This window comes from Pseudonocardia sp. EV170527-09 (genome assembly GCF_008369905.1).
Taxonomy (GTDB): Bacteria; Actinomycetota; Actinomycetes; order Mycobacteriales; family Pseudonocardiaceae; genus Pseudonocardia.
Window position 1 is genome coordinate 77,006 of record NZ_VRMC01000002.1, and the last position, 26,225, is coordinate 103,230.

General features: G+C 74.7%; 27 protein-coding genes and 1 riboswitch. Of the genes, 17 read left to right on the forward strand and 10 right to left on the reverse strand.

The window, feature by feature from the left end:
• The first annotated feature begins 36 nt into the window (after positions 1-36).
• The 5 genes from FVA95_RS01075 to FVA95_RS01095 all read left to right on the forward strand — a co-directional run bounded on the left by FVA95_RS01075 (position 37) and on the right by FVA95_RS01095 (position 4,531).
• Positions 37-537: a cobalamin biosynthesis protein gene (locus FVA95_RS01075; protein WP_205015727.1), complete on the forward strand. Its 501-nt coding sequence runs from the start codon at positions 37-39 to the stop codon at positions 535-537.
• Complete coding sequence (cobA, locus tag FVA95_RS01080) at positions 534-1,754, forward strand: uroporphyrinogen-III C-methyltransferase (RefSeq protein WP_060711479.1); 1,221 nt, start codon at positions 534-536, stop codon at positions 1,752-1,754. Before FVA95_RS01075 ends, cobA begins: the two co-directional genes overlap by 4 nt.
• 53 nt (positions 1,755-1,807) lie before the next feature.
• Positions 1,808-2,350, forward strand: coding sequence for a MarR family winged helix-turn-helix transcriptional regulator (locus FVA95_RS01085; protein ID WP_240051185.1), 543 nt, complete (start codon positions 1,808-1,810; stop codon positions 2,348-2,350).
• Positions 2,347-3,933: a chloride channel protein gene (locus FVA95_RS01090; protein ID WP_149662523.1), complete on the forward strand. Its 1,587-nt coding sequence runs from the start codon at positions 2,347-2,349 to the stop codon at positions 3,931-3,933. The genes FVA95_RS01085 and FVA95_RS01090 overlap by 4 nt, the downstream gene beginning before the upstream one ends.
• Positions 3,930-4,119: riboswitch (cobalamin riboswitch) on the forward strand. Its footprint overlaps the gene before it by 4 nt.
• A gap of 34 nt (positions 4,120-4,153) precedes the next feature.
• Entirely contained in the window at positions 4,154-4,531 is a 378-nt protein-coding gene (locus FVA95_RS01095; protein ID WP_149662524.1) for a hypothetical protein, read from the forward strand.
• 22 nt (positions 4,532-4,553) lie between these two features.
• On the opposite strand, the gene FVA95_RS01100 is transcribed toward FVA95_RS01095, so the two are convergent.
• From FVA95_RS01100 to FVA95_RS01110, 3 genes are all read right to left on the reverse strand, one after another.
• Positions 4,554-6,080 carry a DNA polymerase IV gene (locus tag FVA95_RS01100; protein WP_149662525.1) on the reverse strand — a complete coding sequence of 509 codons (1,527 nt, stop codon included), beginning with the start codon at positions 6,078-6,080 and terminating at the stop codon, positions 4,554-4,556.
• 7 nt (positions 6,081-6,087) lie between these two features.
• Positions 6,088-6,795 carry a 4'-phosphopantetheinyl transferase superfamily protein gene (locus tag FVA95_RS01105; RefSeq protein ID WP_226352169.1) on the reverse strand — a complete coding sequence of 236 codons (708 nt, stop codon included), beginning with the start codon at positions 6,793-6,795 and terminating at the stop codon, positions 6,088-6,090.
• Positions 6,796-6,915: 120 nt separating this feature from the next.
• Positions 6,916-7,236 (reverse strand): hypothetical protein, encoded by a 321-nt coding sequence (locus tag FVA95_RS01110; RefSeq protein WP_149662526.1) that lies wholly within the window; start codon positions 7,234-7,236, stop codon positions 6,916-6,918.
• A gap of 258 nt (positions 7,237-7,494) precedes the next feature.
• Here FVA95_RS01110 and FVA95_RS01115 point away from each other — a divergent pair, with 258 nt between their 5' ends.
• Together FVA95_RS01115 and FVA95_RS01120 are read left to right on the forward strand one after the other, a co-directional pair.
• Entirely contained in the window at positions 7,495-8,640 is a 1,146-nt protein-coding gene (locus tag FVA95_RS01115; protein ID WP_149662527.1) for an FAD-binding oxidoreductase, read from the forward strand.
• Positions 8,641-8,674: 34 nt separating this feature from the next.
• Positions 8,675-9,883 carry a cytochrome P450 gene (locus tag FVA95_RS01120; protein ID WP_149662528.1) on the forward strand — a complete coding sequence of 403 codons (1,209 nt, stop codon included), beginning with the start codon at positions 8,675-8,677 and terminating at the stop codon, positions 9,881-9,883.
• A gap of 80 nt (positions 9,884-9,963) precedes the next feature.
• Here the strand turns inward: FVA95_RS01120 and FVA95_RS01125 are convergent, their stop codons facing one another.
• From FVA95_RS01125 to FVA95_RS01140, 4 genes are all read right to left on the reverse strand, one after another.
• A complete protein-coding gene (locus tag FVA95_RS01125; protein ID WP_149662529.1) occupies positions 9,964-10,590 on the reverse strand; it encodes a 3-oxoacid CoA-transferase subunit B in 627 nt (208 codons plus the stop codon).
• Between the two features lie 2 nt (positions 10,591-10,592).
• The gene (locus FVA95_RS01130; RefSeq protein ID WP_149662530.1) at positions 10,593-11,336 is read right to left on the reverse strand and encodes a CoA transferase subunit A; all 744 of its coding nucleotides are present in this window, start codon (positions 11,334-11,336) and stop codon (positions 10,593-10,595) included.
• 247 nt (positions 11,337-11,583) lie between these two features.
• Positions 11,584-12,501 carry an MOSC domain-containing protein gene (locus FVA95_RS01135; RefSeq protein ID WP_149662531.1) on the reverse strand — a complete coding sequence of 306 codons (918 nt, stop codon included), beginning with the start codon at positions 12,499-12,501 and terminating at the stop codon, positions 11,584-11,586.
• A gap of 68 nt (positions 12,502-12,569) precedes the next feature.
• Entirely contained in the window at positions 12,570-13,358 is a 789-nt protein-coding gene (locus FVA95_RS01140; protein ID WP_240051186.1) for an HAD hydrolase-like protein, read from the reverse strand.
• Here FVA95_RS01140 and FVA95_RS01145 point away from each other — a divergent pair.
• The 5 genes from FVA95_RS01145 (at position 13,357) to FVA95_RS01165 (ending at position 18,962) form a co-directional block, all read left to right on the forward strand.
• Positions 13,357-14,508 (forward strand): lyase family protein, encoded by a 1,152-nt coding sequence (locus FVA95_RS01145; protein ID WP_149662532.1) that lies wholly within the window; start codon positions 13,357-13,359, stop codon positions 14,506-14,508. The genes FVA95_RS01140 and FVA95_RS01145 overlap by 2 nt on opposite strands.
• Positions 14,505-15,290 (forward strand): IclR family transcriptional regulator C-terminal domain-containing protein, encoded by a 786-nt coding sequence (locus FVA95_RS01150; RefSeq protein ID WP_149662533.1) that lies wholly within the window; start codon positions 14,505-14,507, stop codon positions 15,288-15,290. Before FVA95_RS01145 ends, FVA95_RS01150 begins: the two co-directional genes overlap by 4 nt.
• A 67-nt stretch (positions 15,291-15,357) precedes the next feature.
• Positions 15,358-16,494: an LLM class flavin-dependent oxidoreductase gene (locus FVA95_RS01155; protein WP_240051187.1), complete on the forward strand. Its 1,137-nt coding sequence runs from the start codon at positions 15,358-15,360 to the stop codon at positions 16,492-16,494.
• A 129-nt stretch (positions 16,495-16,623) separates the two neighbouring features.
• Positions 16,624-17,517 carry a PaaI family thioesterase gene (locus FVA95_RS01160; RefSeq protein WP_149662534.1) on the forward strand — a complete coding sequence of 298 codons (894 nt, stop codon included), beginning with the start codon at positions 16,624-16,626 and terminating at the stop codon, positions 17,515-17,517.
• 59 nt (positions 17,518-17,576) lie between these two features.
• A complete protein-coding gene (locus FVA95_RS01165; RefSeq protein ID WP_149662535.1) occupies positions 17,577-18,962 on the forward strand; it encodes an FAD-dependent oxidoreductase in 1,386 nt (461 codons plus the stop codon).
• A 39-nt stretch (positions 18,963-19,001) separates the two neighbouring features.
• Here the strand turns inward: FVA95_RS01165 and FVA95_RS01170 are convergent, their stop codons facing one another.
• A complete protein-coding gene (locus FVA95_RS01170) occupies positions 19,002-19,313 on the reverse strand; it encodes a hypothetical protein (RefSeq protein ID WP_149662536.1) in 312 nt (103 codons plus the stop codon).
• 309 nt (positions 19,314-19,622) lie between these two features.
• Between FVA95_RS01170 and FVA95_RS01175 the strand changes: the two genes are divergently transcribed.
• Positions 19,623-19,901, forward strand: a complete 279-nt coding sequence (locus FVA95_RS01175; RefSeq protein WP_060711495.1) for an Lrp/AsnC family transcriptional regulator — start codon at positions 19,623-19,625, stop codon at positions 19,899-19,901.
• Between the two features lie 106 nt (positions 19,902-20,007).
• Here the strand turns inward: FVA95_RS01175 and trpD are convergent, their stop codons facing one another.
• Together trpD and FVA95_RS01185 are read right to left on the reverse strand one after the other, a co-directional pair.
• Positions 20,008-21,048, reverse strand: a complete 1,041-nt coding sequence (trpD, locus tag FVA95_RS01180) for an anthranilate phosphoribosyltransferase (RefSeq protein ID WP_149662537.1) — start codon at positions 21,046-21,048, stop codon at positions 20,008-20,010.
• A gap of 23 nt (positions 21,049-21,071) precedes the next feature.
• Positions 21,072-21,467: a response regulator gene (locus tag FVA95_RS01185; RefSeq protein WP_020625131.1), complete on the reverse strand. Its 396-nt coding sequence runs from the start codon at positions 21,465-21,467 to the stop codon at positions 21,072-21,074.
• A gap of 248 nt (positions 21,468-21,715) precedes the next feature.
• Here FVA95_RS01185 and FVA95_RS01190 point away from each other — a divergent pair, with 248 nt between their 5' ends.
• The 4 genes from FVA95_RS01190 (at position 21,716) to FVA95_RS01205 (ending at position 26,103) form a co-directional block, all read left to right on the forward strand.
• Positions 21,716-22,327 (forward strand): heme-copper oxidase subunit III, encoded by a 612-nt coding sequence (locus FVA95_RS01190; RefSeq protein WP_020625132.1) that lies wholly within the window; start codon positions 21,716-21,718, stop codon positions 22,325-22,327.
• Between the two features lie 64 nt (positions 22,328-22,391).
• Complete coding sequence (locus FVA95_RS01195) at positions 22,392-23,258, forward strand: c-type cytochrome (protein WP_075307264.1); 867 nt, start codon at positions 22,392-22,394, stop codon at positions 23,256-23,258.
• The gene (locus tag FVA95_RS01200; protein WP_043279663.1) at positions 23,255-24,391 is read left to right on the forward strand and encodes a ubiquinol-cytochrome c reductase iron-sulfur subunit; all 1,137 of its coding nucleotides are present in this window, start codon (positions 23,255-23,257) and stop codon (positions 24,389-24,391) included. Before FVA95_RS01195 ends, FVA95_RS01200 begins: the two co-directional genes overlap by 4 nt.
• Positions 24,388-26,103 carry a ubiquinol-cytochrome c reductase cytochrome b subunit gene (locus tag FVA95_RS01205; protein ID WP_149662538.1) on the forward strand — a complete coding sequence of 572 codons (1,716 nt, stop codon included), beginning with the start codon at positions 24,388-24,390 and terminating at the stop codon, positions 26,101-26,103. The genes FVA95_RS01200 and FVA95_RS01205 overlap by 4 nt, the downstream gene beginning before the upstream one ends.
• Positions 26,104-26,225 lie beyond the last annotated feature (122 nt).

Here is a 26,225-nt window from a genome sequence, read left to right on the forward strand (position 1 = left end):
GACCGTCCGCGTGCCGAGCGCTCCGCTCCACGACCGGTGATCACGGTCGGGGTGGGGCTGCGCCCCGGAACCTCCGCGGCCGCGGTGCGCGCGCTGCTGGACCGGGTCGCCGCCGAGCACGGGCTGGAGCTGGGTGACGCCGTCGTCGCGACGCTGGACCGGCGGGTCGCCGAACCGGGTCTGCTGGCGGCCGTCGCACCGCGGGAACCGCACGGTTTCGCCGCGGCCGCGCTGGCCGTGGTCGGGGTGGCGAGGCCGGATGCCCGGGTCGCCGCGGCCGTCGGGACCTCGTCGGTCGCAGAGGCCGCCGCGCTCCTCGCCGCGGGCGACGGCGCCCACCTGATCGCGGGCAAGACCGCTGGTCAGGGCGTCACGGTCGCGGTGGCCGCCCGAGCGGCGGATGTGGGATTGCCCTCCGGGGGCTCCTGTGACACATGCGGGCCCGGCTATCGTCCGACGTCGCCGTCGAGCGGGGGCCCGGCGCAGGGACCCGCTGCCACCACCGGGCGACGGAGTCCGGGAGAGGAACGTCGTTGAACGCGCACCACGAGCAGTACCTGGTCGGGCTCGACCTGGCCGGCCGCCGGGCCGTCGTCGTCGGCGGGGGACAGGTCGCCCAGCGACGTGTCGCCCGCCTGATCGCGGCGGGAGCCGTCGTCGAGGTCGTCTCGCCCGAGGTCACCCCGGCGGTCGAGGGCATGGCCTCGGCCGGGGAGATCACCTGGACGGCCCGCCGCTGGACCGACGGCGACCTCGCCGGGGCCTGGTACGCGATCGCCGCCACCGACGAGCCGGAGACCAACGCCGCCGTCGTCGCCGAGGCCGAGCGGGACCGGGTGTTCTGCGTCCGCGCCGACGACGGCGACCGGGGCACCGCGGTCACCCCCGCCACCGGCGGCTACGACGGGCTCACCGTCGGCGTGCTGGCCCGGGGCGCGCACCGGCGGTCCGCGGCCGTGCGCACCGCGCTGGTCGAGGCTCTGGCCGCCGGCGTCGTCGACGAGTCGGCCGAGCCCCCGCAGGCCGGTGTCGCGCTGGTCGGTGGCGGCCCCGGCGACCCGGAGCTGATCACCGTGCGCGGACGGCGGCTGCTGTCGCGTGCCGAGGTCGTCGTCGCCGACCGGCTCGGCCCGCGCGACATCCTCGACGAGCTGTCCCCCGAGGTCGAGGTCATCGACGCCTCGAAGATCCCCTACGGCCGCGCCATGGCCCAGGAGCGGATCAACGAGCTGCTCGTCTCGCACGCCCGCGCCGGGAAGTTTGTGGTGCGCCTCAAGGGCGGCGACCCGTTCGTCTACGGCCGCGGGTTCGAGGAGGTCCAGGCTTGCGCCGCGGCGGGGGTCCCGGTGACCGTCGTCCCGGGCATCACGAGCGCGTTCGCCGCACCGGCCGTCGCCGGGACGCCGGTGAGCCACCGCGGGGTGGCGCACGAGATCGTCGTCGTGTCCGGGCACGTCGCACCGGGTGACCCGCGCAGCCTGACCGACTGGACCGCGCTGGGCCGGATGACCGGCACGATCGTGCTGATGATGGCCGTGGAGCGGCTCGGGAAGTTCGCCGAGGCGCTCATCACGAACGGCCGCCCGGCCGACACCCCGGTGCTGATCGTGCAGGACGGCACCACGCGCATCGAGCGGTCGGTCCGCGCGACGCTGGAGACCGCCGAGCGCGTCGCCGCCGAGCAGGAGATCAGCCCGCCGGCGATCGTCGTGATCGGGCCGGTCGCCGGTCTGCAGGCGCCCGTCGCCCGCTGACCGCGCCGACCTGATTGCACACTGCAATCTTGCAGTGTGCAATCATCGACGGCGTGACCGACGAGAACGGCGTGACCGACGAGAACGGTGCTGCCGACGAGATCGACGATGTCGTCGACGCGGTGATGACCGCGAGCCGGGCGATGCTCTCCGTGGTGGCCGGGTCCCTGGCCGCCGCGGGGGAGCAGTCCGGCTCGACGGCGGGCGAGGTGACCCTGCCGCAGTACCGCGCGCTGGTCGTGCTGGCCCAGCACGGCACCCGGCGCCCGGCCGACCTGGCCACGGCACTGACCGTGTCGGCGTCGACGGCGACCCGGATGTGCGACCGGCTGGTGAGCCGCGGCCTCGTCGTGCGCACCCGCACCGGTGACGACCGCCGCGAGGTCGCCCTCGCGCTCAGCCCCGCCGGGCGGACGCTCGTCGACGAGGTGACCCGGCTGCGCCGCGCCGAGATGCACCGGCTGCTGGTGATGCTGCCGGCCACCGAGCGCACCGCGGTCCGCGACGCACTGCGCCGCTTCGCCGACGCCGCGGGCGAGGTCGGCGAGACCGACTGGGCCGTCGCGCCGGTGCCCGCCGAGGGCGGTGCGCGGTGACCGCGGTCCGCGCGCTGCACCGCGCGCTCGTCGGCACCCGGCCGGGGCTCGTCGGTCTGGCGACGGTCATCGGGATCGGTGCCGGCATCGGGTCGGTGCTGTTCCACGAGCTGATCCTCGGCGTGACCTGGCTGGTCACCGGGCGGGAGGACTTCTCCGACGCCGGCCGGGTCGCCTCGCCGCACCTGCCCGGGCTGGGCGTGTGGTTCCTGCTGATCGCCCCGGTGCTCGGCGGCCTGGTGTACGGCCCGCTGGTCCAGCGGTTCGCCCCGGAGGCGCGCGGGCACGGGGTGCCCGAGGTGATGTTCGCCGTCGCGCGTCGGGGCGGGCGGATCCCGGCCACCGTCGCCGCGGTGAAGGCGCTCGCGTCGGGGATCTGCATCGGGACCGGCGGTTCCGTCGGCCGGGAGGGCCCGATCGTGCAGATCGGCTCCGCGCTCGCCTCGGCGATCGGCCAGTGGCTGCGGGTGCCCGCCACCCGGCTGGTGCTCATGGTCGCCTGCGGTGCCGCGGGCGGGATCTCCGCGACGTTCGACGCCCCGATCTCCGGGGTGGTGTTCGGCCTGGAGCTGATCCTGCGGTCGTTCAGCGCCGAGGCGTTCGGCGTGCTGGTGATCAGCTCGGTGGTCGCGAACGTCGTCGCCGAGGTGATCGCCGGCGACCGCGCGATCCTGACCCTGCCGCACTTCGACCTGGGCAGCCCCGCCCAGCTGCCGCTGTATGCGCTGCTCGGGCTGCTCGCCGGGCTGCTGGGCTGGGCCTTCGCCCGGATCCTCTACGTCGTCGAGGACGCCTGTGACGCCGTCTGGCGCGGCCCGGAGTGGCTGCGCCCGGCCGTCGGCGGGCTGCTGCTCGGCGCGCTGCTGCTGGCACTGCCCCAGATGTACGGCGTCGGCTACCCCGTACTGGAGGCCGCGATCGGTGGCCGGTACGTCGTCGGGTTCCTGCTCCTGCTCGTCGTCGGGAAGATCCTCGCGTCCAGCCTCACCATCGGCATCGGCGGGTCCGGCGGTGTGTTCGCGCCGTCGCTGTTCGTCGGTGGCACCGCCGGTACCGCCTTCGGCTACGCCGCCGCGACCCTGTTCCCGGCGCTGGACCTGCACCCCGGCGCGTTCGGTCTGGTCGGCATGGCGGCGGTGTTCGCGGGGGCAGCGCACGCCCCGATCACCGCGGTGCTCATCGTGTTCGAGCTGACCGGCGACTACGCCCTCATCCTGCCGCTGATGGCCGCCGTCGTCCTGGCCACCGGCCTGTCGAACCTGGTGTCGCGGGACAACATCTACACGCTCAAGCTGCTGCGACGCGGGATCGACCTCGCCGCCGACACCCCGACCGACGAGGCGCTGCGCCGGGTCGTCGTCGCCCAGGTGATGCGTCCCGCCGACGGCACCCCGCCCGGCCCGGAGCTGCCCGCGCTGGACCCGGCCGCCCCGGTGCACGACGTCCTCGGGGTGCTCGCCGCGCACCGGGGAGCCGCGCTGCCCGTGCGGGAGCCGGACGGGCAGCTGCTCGGGACGCTCGCCGAACACGACCTGCTCGACCATCTGCGGGGGGTGTCGGGGCGGGGGACGGTTGACCACTGACCCGGTCGCGTGATGGGCTCCCCGACGACGACGGAACAGGAAGCCGGTGCGAATCCGGCGCGGTCCCGCCACTGTCACCGGGGAGTGCCCTCCCCACACCGGCGCCACCGCCCACGAGGGTGGGAAGGCCGGGGAGGGCGTGGCGATCCGGGAGCCAGGACACTGCCCGTCGTCGCGGATTCCCACTGGTGAGGGCGCGGACCCTCGAGGAGGACATGCGATGAGCCACGACCTGGTGGTGCTCGGTACCGACCCGTCCGGCGACGGCGCACCCCGCCCGGATGCCCACGTCGCGGACCTGCTGGCCGACGCCGAGACCGTCTTCGCCTTCCCCCAGGCCGAGTCGACCGCCCTGTTCTACGCCGAGGCGTGGCGGGTCGAGCCGGTCACCCCGCGCGACGCCGTCGCCCGGATCGGGGCCTGGGCCGCCGCCGGACCCGCCGGCGCCGCGGTGCTGCTGGTCGGGGGCGACCCCGCGGCCGACGCCGCGCTCGGTGCCGTCCTCGACGGGCTGGCGCGCACCGTCCCGGCGCTGCGGGCCCGGGTCGCCGAGGGCAGCCGCGTCGCGCCGCCGCACCGCAGCCCGCTGATCGGCTGAGTCCGACGGCGGGGCGGCGCGCTCAGGCCCGCCAGCTGCCCAGCGGGTCGGCCCGGGTGAGGTCGGGGTCGGCGGCGTCGAGCGTGCGGGTGCGGCCGGGCCCGGTGTAGGCGGTCTCGAAGCGCACGGTGACCCGCCCGTGCCCGGCGCCCTGGACCCAGCCGTGGCCGTGCTCGGGGTGGGCGACGTCGTCGCCGGCGCGCCAGGGCCGGTCCGGGTCGGGTTCGCGGTCGGGGCGGCCCGGGCGGACGGGCCCGGGCACGTCGTCGGCCCCCGTGGTCGCGTCGGCCCCCGCGGTACCGCCGGCCCCGGCAGTACTGTCGGCCCCCGCAGTGCTGTCGGCCCCCGCGCCCGTCCCCGTCGTCGCCTCGGTGTCCGGTGGTGCGTCGAGCACGGCCACCCCCGCCGCGCCGGCCGGGGCGTCGGCCGCGGGCGGGGAGTCGAGGGCCGAGGCCGTCGTCCACCCGTTCTCCGAGGGCACCGCGTCGAACAGGGCCAGCGGCGGCTCGTCGCCGAAGCCGGACACCGACACGCCCAGCAGCCGCACCCCGCCCTCGCCGACCGCGCCCTCGGCCAGCCGTCGCGCCACCGCGACCAGGGTCGCCAGGTCCCGGGTGCCGAACGGGGTCGTCTCCGACCGGGTGTGGGTGGTGAAGTCCCCGGTCCGTGCCTTCACGGTGACGGTGCGGGCGGTCCGGCCGTCGGCGACCAGCCGTCGGTGCACGGCGACGCAGATCGACTCCACCGCGGTGTGCACCGCGCTCATCGCGGTCAGGTCGGCGTCGAAGGTCGTCTCCGCGCTGATCTGCTTGGCCGCACCGCGCGGGGCCACCGGACGGTCGTCGATGCCGCGGGCGAGACGGTGCAGCTCGGACCCGATCGCGCTGCCCAGCACCCCGGCGACCTCGCGGGCGTCCATCGCGGCGAGCTGCCCGATCGTCTCGATCCCGATCTTCCGCAGCGCCTCGCCGGAGACCGGCCCGATGCCCCACAGCGACCGCACCGGCAGCGGGTCGAGCACGGCCGCCTGCTCGGCGTGGGCGATCACCCGCAGCCCGTCCGGCTTGGCCAGCTCGGAGGCGATCTTCGCGATCTGCTTGCCCGACCCGGCGCCCACCGAGGCGGGCAGCCCGGTGCGGTCGCGCACCGCGCCACGCAGCCGGGTGCCCCACTCCCGCACCTGGTCCGGGGAGGCGCCCACGAGGTCGGGCGGCTCCACGAACGCCTCGTCCACCGACACCGGCTCCAGCACGGGGGAGAACTCGCCGAGGACGGCCATGACCTCCTCGGACAGCGCCTTGTACAGGGAGAACCGGGGCGGCAGGACCGTCGCGTGCGGGCAGCGCCGCCTCGCCTGGCCCATCGGCATCGCCGAGCGGGCCCCGAACACCCGGGCCTGGTAGCTCGCCCCCGCGACGACGCCGCGCGGTCCCGCGCCGCCGACGAGGACCGGACGGTCGGCCAGGGTGGGCCGGGTGAGCTGCTCGACGGAGGCGAAGAACGCGTCCATGTCGAGGTGCAGCACCCAGCGGTCGGCCGCCGCGGTCACTCCATCATCACCCGTGCATCGTGCCCCGGCGCACCGACAGGATCGCGTCGCCGTCGGCGACGGTGACGGCCGGGGCCACAGGTCCCGCCCCGGCGACGGCGCCCGGGTGGTCGTCGAGGCCGGTGGGGACGTCGGTGACCCACCAGCTCCCGGCGGTGCCGGTCCAGTCCAGCACCCGGGCCGGGCTGTGCGGCGGGGACAGCGTGATCGCGTCCATCGGGCTCGACAGGCCCTCGCCGGTGGCCTTGAGCAGCGCCTCCTTCCGGGTCCAGGTGACCAGGAAGCCGGTCCCGTCGGGCGTCCCCGCGGCGAGCTCGGCGGGGGACAGGGCGTGCCGGACCAGGCCGTCGAGGCCGGACAGGGGGCGGTGCGCCTCGACGTCGACGCCGACCGGCCCGGTCCCGACCGCGACACCGACCAGCGCGCCGGAGTGGGTGAGGGAGAAGCCGGGGTCGTCGCCGCGCCCGGCCAGGCGGGGCTTGCCGTGCGGCTCCCCGCAGCGGCAGGTCCGGTCGAGGACGAGTTCGGCGGGGTCGGCGTCGAGCCGCTCGGCGAGCACGAGCCGGGCCAGCGCGTGCGCGGCGAGGTAGCGGGCGCGGTCCTCGGGCCGTCGCAGCGCGACGAGCCGTTCGCGTTCGTGGGCGTCCAGCAGCGCGACGAGGTCGGCGCGGGCGCCGGGATCGGCCGGGGCGGCCCACCAGACGGTGACGGTCACGGCGTCCAGCCTCCCACGTCGCACCCCGGTCGGGGCGCGCCGCCGGGAGGGATCACGGACCGGGCACACGGAGTGTCGCCCGTCGACGTCTCCGGTGCCCGGTCCGCGTTCCCCGTACGGTCAGCCGCTGCGGCGGGCGGCGAAGTCCGTGCGGACGTGGGCCGGGCGGGCCTGCGGGGCTGGCCCCGCCGTGCGCGGTGCCGCCGGGCCGCCCGGCGCGCCGGACCGGCCGCGCTTGGCCGCACGGCGCTCGGCGCGGTTGGCGGGTCCGGCGGCAGTGGCTCCGCCGGGTGTCGCCCCGCTGGCCGTGTCGGGCCCGGTCTCGCCGGTCAGGGGACCGGGAACCGCGGACCCGTCGGTCGGTCGGGCTGCGCTGTGGGCTGCGCTGCGGGCGGTGCTGTGGGCGGTGCTGTGGGCGGTGGTGTGGCGGGTCGTGGGCATACGACCTCCTCGGAACATCGGGTCGGACTCGGACCGGGTGAGAGGGGCCGGTGACGCGCGGGGACGCCGGAGGGGCCGCGCGAGGGCGGCGACGGTTCCGGGGCCCGGTGAGGACGTCACGGGCCGGCGACGGAGGGCGCGGAGATCGACCGCGCGGGTCGCTCAGAGGAACCGGATCAGCATGGCGGCGACGCTACGACGACGACCCCGACCGGTGCCACCGGTTTTCCCCGGCGCCGCCGCCCTATCGTCGCGGGCATGGGTACGGCGGGCACGGAGACGACGGACGTGCTGGTGATCGGCGGCGGCATCGCGGGGGTGTCGGTCGCGTGGGAGCTGGCTGCGCACGCCCGGGTCGTGCTGACCGAGGCGGAGGACGACCTGCCGGTCCACTCCACCGCCCGCTCGGCGGCGACCTACATCCCCGGGCACGGCTCCGGTCCGTTCCGCGCGCTGATCGACGCCTCGGGCCCGCGGTTCGCCGCACTGCCCGCGCTGCTCGGCACACCACCGCTGCTGACCCCGCGCCCGGTCCTGCACGTCGCCGCCGACGACCTGGCCGCCGACCACCTCGCCACGACGGTGCGCGAGCAGCACGGCGAGCCCGGCGCCCCGGTCGCCCTGGACCCCGAGCAGGCCTGGCGACGCGTGCCGGTGCTGCGCCGTGCCCCGCGTGCGGCCGCGTGGACCGCCGGTGCCTGCGACGTCGACACCGCCGCCCTGCACGACGGCTACCGGCGCGGGCTGCGCGCCCGCGGCGGCACGGTGCTGCGCGGGGCCCGGGTGGCCGCGCTGGAGCGGGACGGCTCCGGCTGGACCGCCACGACGGCCGCCGGGCACCGGGTGCGGGCGGAGACGGTCGTCGACGCGGCCGGCGCCTGGGCCGACGCGGTGGCGGCACTCGCCGGCGTGCCCGGTGCCGGACTGACCCCGTACCGGCGCACGATCGCGGCCTGCCCGGTCGCCGACCCGTCGGTGCTCACCGTCGACGGCGCCGTCCTGCCGATGGTCGTCGACGCCGCCGAGCGCTGGTACCTCAAGGCCGAGGCGGACACGGTGCTCGTCTCCCCGGCCGACGAGACCCCGGCCGAGCCGGGCGACGCCCGTCCCGACGACCTCGACGTCGCCCTGGCCCTGGACCGGGTGGGCGCGGCGACCACGCTGGGGCTGCGGTCGGTCCGGACCGCGTGGGCGGGGCTGCGGACCTTTGCCCCCGACCGTGCCCCCGTGCTGGGTGCGCGCCCGGAGCACCCCGGCTTCTTCTTCGTCGCCGGGCAGGGCGGGTCGGGCATCGAGTCCGCCCCGGCGTTGGCCGCGCTGGCCGCGTCGGTCGTCCTCGGCCGGCCGTCGCCGGCCGACATCGATCTCGACCCGGCTGCGTGCTCCGTCACACGATTGACGTAAGCGCTCGCTTACCAGTGGCTGGCACGATGGACCCATGGCGCTGACCACCACCGGCACCGAGACGCACGACCTGTTCTCGGGCGACTTCTGGACCGACCCGCACCCCGCCTACGCGGCCCTGCGCACCGAGGAGCCGGTGCGAGAGCTCGCACTGCCGGACGGGAAGGTGTGGCTGATCAGCCGGTACGCCGACGTCCGCGCGGCATTCGTCGACCCGCGGCTGAGCAAGGACTGGCGGTACACGCTGCCCGCCGACCAGCGCGAGGGCCAGCCGGCCGCGCCGATCCCGATGATGATCCTGATGGACCCGCCGGACCACACCCGGCTGCGCAAGCTCGTCGGCCGCTCGTTCACCGTGCGGCGGATGAACGACCTGCAGCCCAGGGTCGAGGAGATCACCCAGGAGCTGCTCGACGCGCTGCCCGCCGAGGGCCCCGTCGACCTCATGCGCCAGTACGCGTTCCTCGTCCCGGTGCTGGTCATCTGCGAGCTGCTGGGTGTGCCCGCCGAGGACCGCGACATGTTCTCCGCGTGGTCGTCGGTGCTGGTCGACGACTCCCCGCAGGAGGAGAAGTTCGCCGCGATGGGCAGCCTGAACGGCTACCTCGCCGAGCTGATCGAGCGCAAGCGCACCGAGCCCGACGACGCCCTGCTGTCCGGCCTGCTCGCCGTCAGCGACGCCGACGGCGACCGGCTGTCGTCCGAGGAGCTCGTCGCGATGGCGACCCTGCTGCTCATCGCCGGGCACGAGACCACGGTCAACCTGATCGGCAACGGCGTGCTCGCCCTGCTGACCCACCCCGAGCAGCACGCCCGACTGAAGGCCGACCCGTCTCTGATCAACTCGGCGGTGGAGGAGTTCCTGCGCTTCGAGTCCCCGGTCTCCAACGCTCCGATGCGCTTCGCCGGCGAGGACGTCGAGTACTCCGGGGTGACCATCCCCGCCGGGTCGACCGTGATGCTGGGGCTCGCCGCGGCCAACCGGGACCCGGAGTGGCTGGCGGACCCGGATCGCCTCGACATCACCCGGGACTCCTCGTCCGGGGTGTTCTTCGGGCACGGCATCCACTTCTGCCTGGGCGCGCAGCTGGCCCGCACCGAGGGGCGGGTGGCGATCGGCAAGCTCATCGCGCAGCGGCCGGACCTGGCGCTGGCCGTCGATCTCTCGGAGCTCGTCTACCGCGAGTCGACGCTGGTCCGGGGCCTGTCCCGGCTGCCGGTCACGCCGGGCGCGCCCGCCTGAGGGACGCGCCGCCGCCGGACGCGACCGAGGGGCGCGCCCGGCGGGACCGGCGGGGCAGCCGTCGGTGCAGCGGGTCGCGGTCAGCGCAGCGGGGCGCCGGTCTTCTCCCGGACCTCGTCGGCGGTGACGCCGGGCGCGGTCTCGACCAGTGCGAGCCCGTCCGGCGTCACGTCGATCACGGCCAGGTCGGTGACGATCTTCGTGACGCAGCCGAGGCCGGTGATCGGCAGCGAGCACCGCTCCACGATCTTGGGGGACCCGTCCTTGGAGACGTGGTCCATCATCACGATCACCGAGCGCGCGCCGTGCACGAGGTCCATCGCGCCGCCCATCCCCTTGATCATCTTGCCGGGGATCGCCCAGTTCGCGAGGTCACCGTTCGCGGCGACCTCCATCCCGCCCAGGACGGCCACGTCGAGCTTCCCGGCCCGGATCTGGCCGAAGCTCTCGGCGGAGCCGAAGAAGGCGGCACCGGCGGTGACGGTGACGGTCTCCTTGCCGGCGTTGATGAGGTCGGGGTCGACCTCGTCGTCGGTGGGGTAGGGGCCGACGCCGAGGATCCCGTTCTCCGAGTGCAGCACGACCGTCCGGCCCTCGGGGATGTGCCCGGGGACCAGGGTCGGCATGCCGATGCCGAGGTTGACGTACGCGCCGTCGGGCAGCTCCGCCGCGACCCGGGCGGCCATCTCGTCACGGTTGAGGGCCATGGTCAACGCACCGTCCTGAACTCGACCGGCTTCTCGACGTCGGGGACGTGCAGCACGCGGTGCACGTGGATGCCGGGGGTGTGGACCTCGTTGGGGTCGATCTCCCCGGGTTCGACCAGGTGCTCGACCTGGGCGATCGTGGTCCGCCCGGCCGCGGCGCAGTCCGGGTTGAAGTTGCGCGCCGCGCGCCGGAACACCAGGTTGCCGTGCCGGTCGCCCTTCCAGGCGTGGACCAGCGCGAAGTCCGGGGTGAGGGCACGCTCGAGGACGTAGGTCACGCCGTCGAACTCGCGGGTCTCCTTCGCCGGGGACTCGACGGCGACCGAGCCGTCGGCCGCGTAGCGCCAGGGCAGCCCGCCCTCGGCGACCAGCGTGCCGACCCCGGCCGGGGTGTAGAACGCCGGGATGCCCGCGCCGCCGGCCCGCAGCCGCTCGGCGAGGGTGCCCTGCGGGGTCAGCTCCAGCTCCAGCTCGCCGGCGAGGTACTGGCGGGCGAACTCCTTGTTGTTGCCGACGTAGGAGCCGATCGTGCGCCGGATGCGCCCGGCGGCGAGCAGGGTGCCCAGGCCGAAGCCGTCGACGCCCAGGTTGTTCGAGATCGTTTCCAGGTCCGTCGCGCCCTGTTCGAGCAGCGCCGCGATCAGCACCGTCGGAACCCCGGACATGCCGAACCCGCCGACTGCGAGCGACGCCCCGTCGCCGATGTCGGCGACCGCCTCCGCGGCGGATGCCACCACCTTGTCCATCACGCACCTCCGTCGCCGACGACGGTACGCGGCGTACGATAGACGCACAAGCGTTCGCTCTGCGAACACCGCTGGAGTGGCGTCCACGCGTCGAGATGCAGCTCAGTGGGCCCCGGTGCGCTCCACATCCCGCTGAGCTGCATCTCGACGACGCCGCTGCCCGGCCCTGCTCGGCCCACGTCGACGCGGGCCGGGCCGGGCAGGGCACCGCGTCCGTGGGGAGGGTCGGGGTTCGGCCGGCCGGCGGTCAGGCCGGGGCGGGGGCGGTGTGCGGGTCGCCGACGGCGATCTCCCCGCCGGCGGCGACCTCGGCGTACACGCCAGCGCACGCCCAGACCCCGCCGATCTGCGGGATCTCGATGCGGTTGTGCTTCGCGATCGTGCGCAGGGTGTCCGGGTCGTCGGGCAGGTCGCCCTGGGGGAGCGTCGTCATGACGCACCGCATGGTCGCGAAGGAGAAGGAGACCCGGACCTCCTCGCCGATCGTCGAGGTGCTGCCCGGCCAGTCGTTCTCGACGAAGCCGTGGCCGCCGTCGGGGGAGGAGTCGGCGCGGAGCACGATGTTCGGCCGGTAGCGCAGCGGGTCGAAGGTCGCCTCCGGCGCGAGCTCGCGGAGCCGGTCGAGGGTGGACTCGGTGAGCACGTGCAGCGACGACAGGTCGAAGAACGTGCCCGGCGCCCCGAACGCGGAGATGTCGAACCGGCTGATGGCCTCGCCGGAGTCCTCGTGCCGGGTCGTCGTGGCCTCGATGAGCGCCCGCGGCGCGAGCTGCTGCGGGGTGAGGCCCTCGATGTCGGGCCACAGCTCCTCGAAGTGGCCGCCCTCCGGCGGGACCGAGACCAGCGACACGTCCCGCCCGAGCGCGGCCGACAGCGCGGTGTCCAGGCCCTCGTCGTCGCTGCGCAGGACCGAGCCGTCCGGGAAGGTGATCTCGACCGGCGGCAGCGGCTCCCCGGGCGCCGGCTCGGCGACGAACCGGGCCGCGAAGCCGAGCAGCCCGAGCCAGCGTCTGGGCACCTTGGCGCTGGCGATGCTCCCGGTCTCGGTGTCGAGCACCGCGTAGGCGCGGTCGCCCAGCAGCCCCCGCCCGGTGATGGTGGCCCGGGTCAGGGACTCGCCGAGCATGGACTTGACCGGGTACCGGTACAGCGCGACGACCGTCATGTCCGGTGTATATCGGCCCGTCCGCGTCCCCGGCACGGGCCGGACGGAGGGGGCCGCCCGACCGGGTCTCAGCTGAGGGACTGCCGGGGTAGGGCCGCCGCGGATGCGCCGTCCTGCCCCGTCGGACCACCCGTTCGGCCCAGCAGGGCGACCCGGAGCTCGTCCGCGGAGTCGTAGACGGTGTCCGCGCCGGCCGCGACCAGCTCACCGGGCTCGGCGTAGCCCCAGCCCGCGCCGACGCAGCGCAGGCCGTGCTCGGCGGCGCCCTCGACGTCGTGCAGCCGGTCGCCGACCATCAACGGCTCGTCGGCACCGGACGGGTGCCCGAGCCTGCGCAGCGCCTCGGCGACCACGGCGCCCTTGGTCGGCCGGTCCGCGGTGCGGGTGTCGCCGACGATCTCGGTGAACAGGTCGGTCCAGCCGTGGTGGGCGATGATCCGCCGGGCCGGCGGCTCGGCCTTGCTGGTGGCCAGGGCCATCGTCACGCCGGCCGCGGACAGCGCACGCAGCAGCTCCTCGACGCCGGGGTACGGAGTGCAGTCCAGGCAGCCGTCCTCGTCGCCGTAGATCCGCCGGTACACCGGCAGCACCGCGGCGGCGCCCTCCTCGCCGAGGATCGGGGGCAGGCTGCGGTACAGCGGCGGGCCGAGCAGGTGGGTGCCGAGCGCGGACTCGGGGACGTCCAGGCCCACTTCGTCGATGGCGCGGCGCATCGAGCCGAGGATGCCGGGGGCGGAGTCGACGAGGGTGCCGTCGAGGTCGAGCAGGATGTGGGTCAACACGTCGGGCCATTCTGCCTGCCGGGCGGCGCGGGCGTCCTCCTCCCCGGCGGTCGCAGGCCGTACGCTCGTACGCATGGCGAACACGTTGCTCGGGCCGCTGTCCGGTACCGACCGGGTCGACGGCCTGCTCGACGACGGCGCGTGGATCGCCGCCCTGCTGGAGGTCGAGCTGGCGCTGTCGGCCGTCGCCGCCGAGCAGGGCGCGGTCGCCGAGCACGACGCCGACGCGGTGGAACGCGCCGTCGCCGCCGTCGCGGGCCTCGACCCGCACACGCTGGCCGCCGAGTCGGTCGAGGGCGGCAACCCGGTCATCCCGCTGGTCAAACGGCTCAAGGCGGCCGCGGCGCGGATCCAGCCCGGCGCCGAGCGGGCGGTGCACCCGGGCGCGACCAGCCAGGACGTCATGGACACCGCGCTGATGCTGCTCACCCGCTGGGCCGGGCACCGCATCGTCACCGACCTCACGGTCTGCGCCGACGCCGCGGCCGCGCTCGCCGCCGCCCACCGCGACACCCCGTGCGCGGCCCGCACCCTCGGCCAGCAGGCGTTGCCCACCACCTTCGGCCTGGTCGCCGCGACCTGGTGCACCGGGCTGGACCGGGCGCACACCGGTCTCGACCGGGTGCTCGACGCCCTGCCGGTCTCCTACGGCGGCGCCGCGGGCACCCTCGCAGCCGTCCACCCGCACGGCCCGGCCTTCGCCGACGCGCTGGCCGCGCGGCTCGGGCTCGCCCCGCAGGGCGTGCCGTGGCACACCGAACGCAGCCGCATCGGCGAGCTCGCCGGGGCACTCGGCGTCGCCGCCGGGGCCTGTGCGAAGCCCGCGGGCGACGTGGTGCTGCTGTCCGCCACCGAGCTCGGCGAGGTGTCGGAGTCCGCGCCGGGGGACTCGTCGTCGATGCCGCACAAGCGCAACCCGGCCGCCGCCGTCACCGCCCGTGGCGCCGCGAAGCGCGCCCCCGGCCTGGTCGCGACGCTGCTCGCGGGCGCCGAGCAGGAGTTCCAGCGCGCCGCCGGGGCCTGGCACGCGGAGTGGGAGACGCTCGTCGCGCTGCTGCGCGTCACCGCGGGTGCCGCGGCCCGGCTGCGGGTGAGCCTGGAGGGGCTGCAGGTGCACCCCGGGGCGATGGCCCGCAACCTCGCCCTCGCCGCGGGCGCGCAGGGCTCGGGCACCGGGCACGCCGCCGACCTGGTCGACACCGTCCTCGCCGGGCGGCCCGGGTGAGCGCCCCGCGCACCGAGCAGGTCCGCTCGCTGGCCCGCGGTCTGGCCGTCATCCGGTCCTTCGACGCGCACCGCCCGCAGCAGACCCTCGCCGACGTCGCCCGTGCCACCGGGCTCACCCGCGCCGCGGCGCGCCGGTTCCTACTCACCCTCGCCGAGGAGGGCTACGTCTGCACCGACGGCAGGCTGTTCGCGCTGACCCCGCGGGTGCTGGAGCTCGGCTGGTCCTACCTGTCCGCGATGGGGCTGCCCGAGATCGCCGCCCCGCACCTGGAACGGCTGGTCGCCACGGTGCGCGAGTCCGCGTCGGTGTCGGTGCTCGACGGCGACCCGCACACCGGTTACGACGTCGTCTACGTCGCCCGCGTCCCCACCTCGCGGATCATGACCGTCACCATCACGATCGGGACCCGCTTCCCCGCCTGGGCGACGTCGATGGGCCGGGTCCTGCTCGCCGCCCTCCCGCCCGCCGACCTCGACACCCACCTCGCCGCGCTGGAGCCCGCGGCGCTGACCGCGCACACCGTCTCGACCCCGGAGCAGCTGCGCACCGAGCTGGACCGGGTCCGCGCGGACGGGTACTGCGTCGTCGACCAGGAGCTGGAGGCCGGGCTGCGCTCGCTCGCGGTGCCGGTCCACGACCGCGCGGGGCGGGTCGTCGCGGCCGCGAACGTCTCCACCCACGCCTCCCGCAACGACGCCGACGGCCTGCGCGCGGACATCCTCCCCGAGCTGCGTGCCTGCGCCGCCGCGATCGAGGCGGACCTGCGCGCTGCGGGGTAGCCGGGAACAGACCGCGTCCGCGACGGGTTGGCTCGGTCAGGAGCTGAACACGAGCGACGGAGGCACGGTGAGCGGACGTCTGCACCTGGCGGTCGAACTCGGAGCGGCGGGGCGTCACCCCGGCGCGTGGCGGCTCGGCGGCGCCGACCCGGCCCGGCTGTTCACCGCCCCGTACCACCTGGACCTGGTGCGCACCGCGGCGCGCGGCGGCCTCGACCTCGTCGCGCTGCCCGACTCGCTGCAGTCGCCCGGCGCCGACCCGGCCGCGCTGCCCGGCACCCTCGACGCCGTCGCCGTCGCCGCGCGGGTCGCGCCCGCCGTCCCCGGCATCGGGGTGGTGCCGACGGTGACCGTCACCCACACCGAGCCGTTCCACCTGTCCAAGGCCGTGGCCACCCTCGACTTCGTGTCCACCGGCCGGGCCGGGTGGCAGCCCGAGGTGTCGCGCACCCAGGCCGAGGCCGACCTGTTCGGCCGTGCGCGCGCCGACCGCGACGCGGCTTCGCTCTGGCGGGAGGCCGGCGAGGTGATCGAGGTCGCCGCGCGGCTGTGGGACTCCTGGGAGGACGACGCCGAGATCCGCGACGCCGCCACCGGGCGCTTCGTCGACCGCGACCGGCTCCACCACATCGACTTCACCGGCGAGTTCTTCTCGGTGACCGGACCGTCGATCACACCGCGGCCGCCGCAGGGGCAGCCGCTGACCGTGCTGCGCGGCGACGAGACCGCCGCGCTGGCGACCGTCGGCCGCCACGCCGACGTCGTCCGGGTCGCGGCCGACACGGTCGCCGGTGCTGCCGAGGCCCGCGACCAGGTCCGGGCCGCCGTCGCCGGCGCCGGGCGGGACCCCGAGCAGGTCACCGTGCTGCTCGACGTCGAGACCCTGCTGGGCGACGACGCCCCCGCCCGGCTGCGCGAGCTCGACGCCCTCGCCCCGGCCGGCGCCGACACCGGCCCGGCCACGCTGCGCCACGTCGGCGACCCGGCCGAGCTCGCCGCCCTCCTCCGCGACGCCGCCGAGGAGCGCGCCGCGGACGGGTTCGTCCTGGTCCCGCTCGCGCTGCCGTCCGGGGTGGACGAGATCGTCGACGGCCTGCTCCCCGCGCTCGGTGACGCCTGGGCGCCCGCCCCCTACGACGGGACGTTGCGGGACCGGTTCGGGCTCGCCCGCCCGGTGAGCCGGTACTCCCGTACGGCGGGCTGACCGGCACACTCGCCGGGTGCGCGTCCTCACCGCCGACCGGCGCGCCGTCGACGACGAGGCGGCACTGCTCACCGCCGGGTACCGGGACCCGGAGCCGGGAGTACCCCCGGGGTGACGCACGATGGGATCATGACCGGCACGACGCAACCGCAGCAGACCAGGCCCGGACCGGGCACCCGGGAGCGGCTGCGGCGCGCGCCGGTCGAGTCCGGCCTCGGGATGGTCCCCGACCCGTCGTCGACGCGGGAGCGCGTGGTGGTGCGCGCCCCGCTGCACGACGGCGTCCGCACCGCCGACGGCCGGGTCCTCCCGGTGGTCCCGGCGCTCCTCGCGGACGCGGGCCTGGGCTACCTGGTGTTCTCCACGGCGCGTCTCGTCGCCGGCGCCCCCACCGTCGACCTGCGCCTGGACCTGGCCGGGATCCCCGCGGCGGACGCGCGGTGGCTGCGCGCCGAGCTGACCCTGCTGCACCTCGACGACGCCGTCGGCGTCGGACGGGCCGAGATGCACGACGACACCGGGGTCGCCGTGGCGCACGTCGTCGCGACCTTCGCGCTGACCGGTGTCCCCGCGGGCCCCGGCGGGCTCGCGACCGCTCGCGCCCCGGGCCCCACCGATCCCCACCCCACTGATCCCGGCGCCACCGCTCCCGGCGCCGACGTACGGGCCGCGCTGCCGCCGTTCGAGGCCATCCGGCTGCGGCCGGAGAACCTCGAGCGCGACGCCGACGGCGACGTCGTGTTCACCCCCGGCCCGTCGACGACCAACCTCAACGGCACCGCCCACGGCGCGGTCCTGTCCGGGCTCGCCGCCGCGGCCCAGTCCGCGCACCCCGGCGCCGGCGACGCCCGGCCGCTGTCGACGACGGTGGAGTTCCTCCGGCCGGTGCAGGTCACCGACCGGCTGCGGGCCCGCACCGTCGCGATCCGCGACGGCCGGCGCTTCCGCACCCTGAGCACGGAGCTGCTGCTGCCCGACGGGCGGACCGCGGTGCGCGCCGTCGGCACCGCGCTGCGTCGGTGATCGCCCGGACGGGTCATCGCTGTTAGCGTCGTCACCGTCCCCGGCTCGGAGGTGCGCACGTGTCGACCCCGCAGGTCCTCAGCCCCCGACCCCACCGGGTCGCCGTCATCGGGTCCGGGCCGTCCGGCCTGTACACCGCCGAGGCGCTGCTGGCGGGGGACCCGGCGGTGCACGTCGACGTGATCGACCGGCTGCCCGCGCCCTACGGCCTGGTCCGCTACGGCGTCGCCCCCGACCACGTGAAGATGAAGTCGGTCATCCGGGCGCTGGTGCGGACCTTCGACGACAGCGACCGCGTCCGGTTCCTCGGAAACGTGCACGTCGGCCCCGGCGGCATCCCGGGGGAGGCGCTGCGGGAGCACTACCACGCCGTCGTGCACGCCACCGGCAGCGCGGTCGACCGCGACCTCGGCGTCCCGGGGGAGGACCTCGCGGGCTCGGTCGGGTCGGGGGCGTTCGTGTCCTGGTACTGCGGGCACCCGGACGCGGTGGGCCCCGGCCCGCTGCTCGACCGCCCCGGCGCGGTCGTGGTCGGCGCCGGGAACGTCGCCGTCGACGTCGCGCGGGTCCTGGCCCGCCCCGCCGACGACCTCGCCGCCACCGACGCGCACGACGCGGTGCTCGACGCGCTGCGGGCGAGCGCGGTCACCGACGTGCACGTGCTGGTCCGGCGCGACCCGCTGCACGTGAAGTTCACCCCCGCCGAGCTGCGCGGTCTCGGGGGTCTCGACGACGTCGACGTCGTGGTGCACGACGACGGCCTGCTCGCCGCGGGCGTCGCCGAGCCGGAGGAACGGCGGATGCGTCAGAACATCGAGATGCTGACCGAATGGGCCGCCCGGTCCGCGACCGGTGCGCGTCGGCGCATCCACCTGCGGTTCCTGCGGTCGCCGGTCCGGCTTGTCGACGACGGCACCGGCCGGGTCGGCGCCGTCGTGGTCGAACGCAACGCCGTCGACGCCGACGGCCGGGTGCACGGCACGGGTGAGGTCGAGACCCTGGAGGCGGGCCTGGTCGTGCGGGCCATCGGCTATGCGGGCGAGCCCATCGAGGGGCTGCCGTTCGACCCGGCGACCGGCACCGTCCCGAACGAGGCCGGACGGGTGCTGCTCGGCGGGGAGCCCGTGCGCGGCAGCTACGTGGCCGGGTGGATCAAGCGGGGGCCGACCGGGGTGATCGGCACCAACAAGGGCGACGGCGCACAGACCGCGGAGTCGGTGCTGGCCGACCTGCCGGACCTGGCGACGCCGCCGCGGCCGGGTGGCGACGCCGTCGTCGAGCGGATGCGCTCCTACGGCGTCGACCCCGTGCTGTGGGAGGACTGGCTGCGTCTCGACGCCGCCGAGATCGCCCTGGGGGAGCGGCGCGGCGGCACCGAGCGGGTCAAGATCGCGGACCGGGCCGAGATGCTCGACGCGGCCCGCAGCCGCAGCTCACGGCCGTAGCGGTCGCGGGCCCGTCGGCTCGGTGCAGGTGAGCACGCCTCAGTACGGGTCGACGGCCAGGACGCAGGGCATGGCGCCCATGCCGCGGGTGAAGTCGTCGGCCTCGTCGGGCGTCATCGACAGGGTGCAGGTGACCGAGCTGTAGGCGACGCCCTCACGGACGTCGACGCAGAACTCGCGCAGCGTGCGACCACAGCTCTGCAGCGCCGAGGCGATCTGCATGACCCCGGCCATCCCGTCGCCGGTGACGACGGTGTGCCGGCGGGGCATCCGGGACGCGATGTCCGCGGCGCCACCGGCACCGGTGGGGAAGGAGAAGGTGGTGGTGGGGCGGTCGGCGGTGATGCTCATGATCGTGTGGCTCCGTGCGTTGCGCGAGAGAGAAGCGGGAACGCGAGCCAGGTCTCGAAGATCCTCACCGCGGTGTGCGGGAGGGAAGCGCCGGGATTGCGGCGCGGGCGCGTCGGCGGCCTGGATCAGCCGACGCGCAGTGCTACTACCGCGGGAATGAGTGCGGGCAGCGCTGCGGCCGGAGCAAGGGTGTGCTCGACGGTGCGCATGGCGGTGACAGTAGCAACCGGATGCGGCCTGCGCCACAGGGGATGCCCCCACTAGCCTGACCGGTGTCCGCCACGCCCTGACCCGAGGGGGAGCCCCACCGTGATCACCGCGATCGTCCTGGTGCACACCGCCGCCGACCGGATCCCCGAGACCGCGCAGGCCATCGCGGACCTCGACGGCGTGTCGGAGGTCTACTCCTGTGCCGGCGACGTGGACCTGATCGCGATCGTCAAGGTGCGCGAGCACGAGCAGCTCGCCGACGTGATCGCCAGCCGGCTCAGCCGCATCGACGGCGTCGTCGGGACCGACACGCACATCGCGTTCCGGTCCTACTCCAAGGCCGACACCGACGCGGCCTTCGCCATCGGCCTCGACTGAGCCCCGTCCCGGCCCGCGGCGCACCGTCGCGTGCCGGCCCGGCGGACGGCGCTGCCCGAACCGCCCGGACCGCTCGGGCGGCCGGTCGACGGTGGTGCGGGTTCCCTCAGGCGGCCAGCTCGGTGGACAGCGCCGCCCAGCGGGTGAGCAGGTCGGACGCGGCGCCGGAGTCCACGGCCGCGGCGACGGCGTCGAGCGCGTCCCCGATCGCGGCCGTGAGGTCGGTGCCGATCCCGCGGTGCGCGGCGAGCGCGCCCGCGGCGTTGAGCAGCACCGCGTCGCGCACCGGGCCGCTCTTGCCGGCCACCAGGTCGCGGACCACGGCGGCGTTGACCTGCCGGGTGCCGCCGCGCAGGTCTTCGGCGGTGGCCACGCCGACCCCGAGGTCGGCCGGGTCGAGCCGCTCCTCGCGGACGGTGCCGCCGTCGCTGATCCAGACGGTGCTGCGCCCGGTGGTGGTCAGCTCGTCGAGCCCGTCGTCGCCGCGCACCACCAGCACCGACTTGCCGCGCCGGGCGAAGACCTCGGCCATCGTCGCGGCGTGTCGCGGGTCGGCGCAGCCGATCAGACCGGTCTCGGGCTGGGCCGGGTTGGACAGCGGCCCGAGCAGGTTCATCGCGGTCGGCACCCCGAGCTCGCGACGGACGCTGCCCGCGTAGCGCATGGCGGGGTGGAAGGACTGGGCGAAGCAGAACGCGATCCCCAGCTCGGCGGCACACCGCTCGACCGCGGCCGGGGTCAGCTCGATCGCGACCCCCAGCTCCTCCAGCACGTCGGCCGTCCCGCACTGCGACGACGCCGCGCGCCCGCCGTGCTTGACGACCGGCGCACCCGCCGCCGCGACGACGATCGCCGCCATCGTGGAGATGTTCACCGTGTGCGCCTGGTCCCCGCCGGTGCCGACGACGTCGACCGAGCGACCGGGCACGTGCACCCGCAGCGCGTGGGCGAGCATCGCGTCGGCCATGCCCGAGATCTCCGCGGGCGTCTCGCCCTTGGCGCGCAGTGCGACGAGGAACCCGGCGAGCTGCGCCGGGGTCGCCTCCCCGGCGAACACCTGACCCATCGCCCAGGTCGCCTCGTCGGCGGTGACGTCCTCGCCGTGCATCAGGCGGCCGATCACGGAGGGCCAGGTGGGTGCGCTCACGACGTGAGGTGTCCTCTGTCTCGCTACTGCTGCTGGGTCAGGGTGCCGGGTCGGTGGTCGCGCAGGACCTGGGCGACGACCTCGGCCGCCTCGATCGGGTCGAGCGGGTGCACCAGCACGGCGTCCGCCTCCGACCAGGTGGCGAGCCAGCGGTCGTCCCGGCGGCGGACGGTCAGCACGATCGGCGGGCAGTCGACGATCTCGTGACGCAGCTGCTTGGCCACGCCCATCCCACCGGTCGGCTGGGCCTCGCCGTCGAGGACCAGCAGGTCGGCCTCACCCGCGTCGCAGGCCGCGAGGACCTCGGCGATGCCGGCCGCCTCCACCCAGCGCACCCGGCCCACGTCCGGCGCGGGCCGCCGCCCGACCGCCTCGATGATGCTCTCGCGGACCTCGGGACGGTGGCTGTAGACCAGCACCGTGCTGGTCCCCGTCCCCGACCCGGCCGCGCTGCCGATCTCTGCCGCTCGTCCGCTCACGCCGGCGATACTAGGGGAACCTCCCGACACCCCCGAACGTTGTCGTGTCGACGATCCGGACCGGGTCCGCGTGGCGGCCGCTCCGTCGTCCCGACCAGGCGATGAGTTCCCGAGCATCGGGTCCGTTCGCCGATCGTGATGCGGTGAGGGGTATCCCGACAAGCCGTAGAAGTTCGGCTCGGGTCATAATGCCCGACGTGACGACAGCGGCACCCAACATCAGCGCGCGGATCCATTCGCTGAACCGCCCCAACCTGGTCAGCATCGGCACCATCGTCTGGCTCTCCAGCGAGCTGATGTTCTTCGCCGGGCTGTTCGCGATGTACTTCACCGCGCGGGCGCAGAACGACGGCCCCTGGCCGCCGCCGCCCACCGAGCTCGACGTCCCCTACGCACTGGTGGTCACCCTCGTCCTGGTGGCGTCCTCGTTCACCTGCCAGTTCGGCGTGTTCGCCGCCGAGCGCGGCGACGTGTTCGGGCTGCGTCGCTGGTACGCCCTGACGCTGGCGATGGGGACGTTCTTCGTGCTCGGCCAGGCGTTCGAGTACTACACCCTGGTCACCTCGCACGAGACGACGATCTCCTCGAGCGCCTACGGGTCGGTCTTCTACCTGGCGACCGGCTTCCACGGGCTGCACGTGGTCGGCGGCCTCGTCGCGTTCGTGTACCTGATCATCCGCACGAAGCTCAGCAAGTTCACGCCCGCCCAGGCCACCGCGGCGATCGTGGTGTCCTACTACTGGCACTTCGTCGACGTGGTGTGGATCGGGCTGTTCGCCACGATCTACTTCATCCGCTGACCGATCGCGCCGCCCGTCCCCTGACAGCACCCGCCACGACGTCGAGGTTGGAAGACCCCCAGCGATGACCGAGAACCAGAACCCACCACCGGTCGAACGGCCGGACGAGAAGGCCGGGGGCCGCACCCGTCCGCACGGCAAAGTGAAGCGCCGCATCGCCGGCGCCCTCGCCATCGGGCTGGGCCTGCTGTCCGTCGGTTTCCTCTACGCCGCCTTCGCGCCACAGCCGCAGGTCGCCCAGGCCCAGCAGGACACCGCGCTGATCGCCAAGGGCGAGCAGCTCTACAACAACACCTGCATCACGTGCCACGGCGCGAACCTGCAGGGTGTCCAGGAGCGCGGCCCGAGCCTGATCGGCGTCGGCGACGCCGCGGTCTACTTCCAGGTGTCCTCGGGGCGTATGCCGATGGCGCGCCAGGAGGCCCAGGCCGCCCGCAAGCACCCGCTGCCGATCTTCGACCCGGAGACCCAGGAGGGCCGGGCGAACCTCGAGGCGCTGGGCGCGTTCGTGCAGGCCAACGGCGGCGGGCCGGTCACCCCGGCCGCGACCGGCGAGGCCCTGCGCGGCGACGACCCGGGCCGTGGTGGCGTGCTGTACCGGCTGAACTGCGCCTCGTGCCACAACTTCACCGGCGTCGGCGGCGCGCTGTCGTCCGGCAAGTACGCTCCCGCGCTCGAGCCGGCCAGCGAGGAGCAGATCTACACCGCGATGCAGACCGGCCCGCAGAACATGCCGCGCTTCTCCGACCAGCAGCTCACGCCGCAGGAGAAGCAGGACATCATCGCGTACATCAAGTCGGTGAACCACGCCAACGACCCGGGCGGCTACTCGCTGCTGGGTCTCGGTCCGACGGCCGAGGGTGTCTTCATCTTCGCCGTCGTGATGTCCGGTCTGGTCGGGTTCGCCATCTGGTTGGGGGCGAAGAGTTGAGCAGCGAAGTCAGCACCGGGTCGGACCGTCGCCCGACCAAGGAGGAGCTCGACGAGATGTCGCCCGAGCAGCTGGCCCGTCTGGCCGGCGAGCTCGACGAGGTCGAGGTCGTGCACAACACGCCGGCGTTCCCGATCCCGGGGACCCGCGCGGAGAAGCGCGCCGAGCGTTCGGTCGCGCTGTGGTTCATCATCTCGGCGATCTCCATGATCGCCTTCGTGGTCGCGTTCATCGCGTGGCCGTGGGAGTACGTCAACGTCGGCGAGCCCGGCCACGCGCTCTACAACCTCTACACGCCGGTCATCGGCTTCACCTTCGGGTTCGCGGTGCTCTCCATCGGCATCGCGGTCATCCAGATGGTGAAGAAGCTCTTCCCGGACGAGACCTCGGTCCAGCAGCGTCACGACGGCCCGTCCACCGACGTCGACCGCGCCACGTTCCTGGCCCAGGTCGCCGACGCGGGCAAGGGCACCACGATCGGCCGTCGCAAGCTGATCATCCGCAGCGCCGGACTGGCGGCGGCCGTCGCCGGTATCGGCACCGGTGTCGTCGCGCTCGGCGGCATCATCCGGAACCCGTGGGCCGAGGGTGAGAACGCCCCGCTGTGGCACACCGGCTGGCGTCCGGAGAACGGCGAGACGGTCTACCTGCGCACCGACACCGGCATCCTCTCCGAGATCGCCCGTGTGCGACCCGAGGACATGGAGCCGGGTGCGATGATGACGGTCTTCCCGTACCGCGAGAGCGAGCGGGGCAACGAGGAGGAGCTGCTGCACGCGCAGCGCGCCTCGGACGCTCCGGTCATGCTCATCCGTCTCCGCCCCGGGACCGAGGTCACGAAGCGCCCCGGTCAGGAGAACTTCAACTACGGTGACTTCTACGCCTGGTCGAAGGTCTGCACCCACCTCGGATGCCCGACCTCGCTGTTCCAGGCGCAGGACAACCGCATTCTCTGCCCGTGCCACCAGTCGCAGTTCCTGGCCACCCAGGATGCCGAGCCCGTCTTCGGGCCGGCCGCCCGGCCGTTGCCTCAGCTGCCGATCACGGTGAACGAGGAGGGCTTCTTCGTCGCCCGCAGCGACTTCGTGGAGCCCGTCGGACCCGCGTTCTGGGAGAGGCCGAAGACGACATGAGCTCGATCACGACACCCACCACCTCCTCAGGGGGCCTCGCGGCCAAGGGCGGCGAAGCACTCGACCAGGCGGACCAGCGCTACCACGCGGCCGCGGGTCTGCGGAAGCAGTTCAACAAGGTCTTCCCGACCCACTGGTCGTTCATGCTGGGCGAGATCGCCCTGTACAGCTTCATCATCGTGCTGCTGTCGGGCACCTACCTGGCGCTGTTCTTCGACCCCTCCATGCAGGAGGTCGTCTACAACGGGCCGTACGACCCGCTGCGCGGCGTGCACATGTCGCGGGCCTACGAGTCCGCCCTGGAGATCTCGCTCGAGGTCCGCGGCGGGCTGTTCATGCGCCAGCTGCACCACTGGGCGGCGCTGCTGTTCGTCGCGGCGATGATCATCCACATGTTCCGGGTGTTCTTCACCGGAGCGTTCCGCAAGCCGCGCGAGGCCAACTGGACCATCGGGATCGTGCTGATCCTGCTGGGCACCTTCGCCGGCTTCACCGGCTACTCCCTGCCGGACGACCTGCTCTCCGGTGTTGGTCTGCGCATCGCCTCGGGCATCACGCTGACCGTGCCGATCATGGGCACCTGGGTGCACTGGGCGCTGTTCGGCGGCGAGTTCCCCGGGACCGAGATCATCCCGCGGCTCTACATCATCCACGTGCTGATCCTGCCCGGGATCATCCTCGCGCTGATCGCCGTGCACCTCGGGCTGGTGTGGTACCAGAAGCACACCCAGTTCCCCGGCCCCGGCCGGACCGAGAACAACGTCGTCGGCGTTCGGATCATGCCGCAGTTCGCGGCGAAGGGCGGCGCGTTCTTCTTCGTCGTCGCCGGTGTGCTGGCGCTGATCTCGGGGCTGTTCCAGATGAACCCCATCTGGCACCTCGGCCCGTACGACGCCTCGCACATCTCCGCCGGGTCGCAGCCGGACTTCTACATGCTGTGGTCCGAGGGCATGGGCCGGATCTTCCCGCCGTGGGAGTTCTACCTGTTCGGGACGTACACGATCCCGGCGGCGTTCATCCCCACCGCGGGCTTCCTGCCGGTGCTGTTCGTGCTCGCCGGTGCCTACCCGTCGATCGAGCGGCGCTTCACCGGCGACGACGCGATCCACAACCTGCTGCAGCGGCCGCGCGACGTGCCGGTCCGGACCGCGCTCGGCGCCATGGCGATCTCGTTCTACCTGTGGCTCGTGATGTGCGGGTTCAACGACTGGATCTCGTACTTCTTCCACATCTCGCTGAACGCGACGACGTGGGCCGGCCGCATCGGTCTGCTCGTCGTGCCGCCGATCGTGTACTGGGTGGCCTACCGCTGGTGCATCGGTCTGCAGCGGTCGGACCGCGCGGTGCTGGAGCACGGCATCGAGACGGGCATCATCAAGCGGCTCCCGCACGGTGAGTTCATCGAGGTGCACCAGCCGCTGGGCGGCGTCGACGCGCACGGCCACGCCATCCCGCTGGAGTACCAGGGCGCCTCGGTGCCCAAGCGGATGAACCAGCTGGGCTCGGCGGGTGAGCCGGTCTCCGGTTCGCTGCTCACGCCCGACCCGGTCGAGGAGTCCCGTGCGCTGGCCGCGGCCCGCCACGAGGCCCACGAGCGCGAGCTCGAGGAGTCGCGCCGGCGTCACGAGGCGCGGGCGGAGATCGAGTCCGGTCACGGTGAGCTCGCGGGCCGCCCGGACGACGGTGGTCGTCCGCAGCAGCCGCGCGACTGAGCACGGCCCGGGCCCCGGCCCGGAAGCACTCCACGGCGGCCCCGCCGGAGACCCGGTCTCCGGCGGGGCCGCCGTCGTCCGTGCGGCCTCGGTGCGGCCTCCGTGCAGTCTCCCGGGCGACC